Genomic DNA, 511 nt, shown 5'->3' on the forward strand with positions numbered 1-511 from the left:
TGGGAAGCTCGAAATCATCGCCAGCTTCATTGAGGGTCGGCGGCTCGGTGCCATCTGACCAGCCCACGGCCCACTTGATCGTGGTTTCGCCATCGGCTTCGGACAACTGATGCAGACGGATGTGGCTGGCGTTGCGCGGGTCGGCCAGGATGGTCATCGAGGCTTGGCCAGGGGTGCGCAAGCCCTTTTTCGACTTGCGTACGGTGTCTTCCAGGCAAGTGTCATCGATCTGGTCCGCCGGGGAGCCGCCAGGGTTGAAGGCGGTCGCACAGTCAATGGGCAGCACACTCAGCGCTCCGGTACCGCCATCGACTGGCGGCACCAGGGCATAGATCTTGGTACCTTGGGTAAGGATCGACATGGTTTTCTCCGTCTGTCGGGCATAAAAAACCCGCGCTAGGCGGGCATCGGTTACAACGGGCGTTTAGCGGGTTACCCACCAATCCACGTCGAAGCTGTAGCGGTAGGTTTTGGTCGTAGCGTCATAGAATTCGCCATTCCAGCGGATGAC

General features: G+C 59.9%; 1 protein-coding gene. It reads right to left on the reverse strand.

Translation table 11 applies throughout. From position 1 onward, the window contains the following. On the reverse strand, window positions 1-361 hold a 361-nt coding region (locus HAQ05_RS28090), incomplete at its 3' end, for a phage tail tube protein (protein WP_190427697.1). Between the last annotated feature and the right edge of the window lie 150 nt (window positions 362-511).

This window comes from Pseudomonas typographi (assembly GCF_014694385.1).
Lineage (GTDB): Bacteria > Pseudomonadota > Gammaproteobacteria > Pseudomonadales > Pseudomonadaceae > Aquipseudomonas > Aquipseudomonas typographi.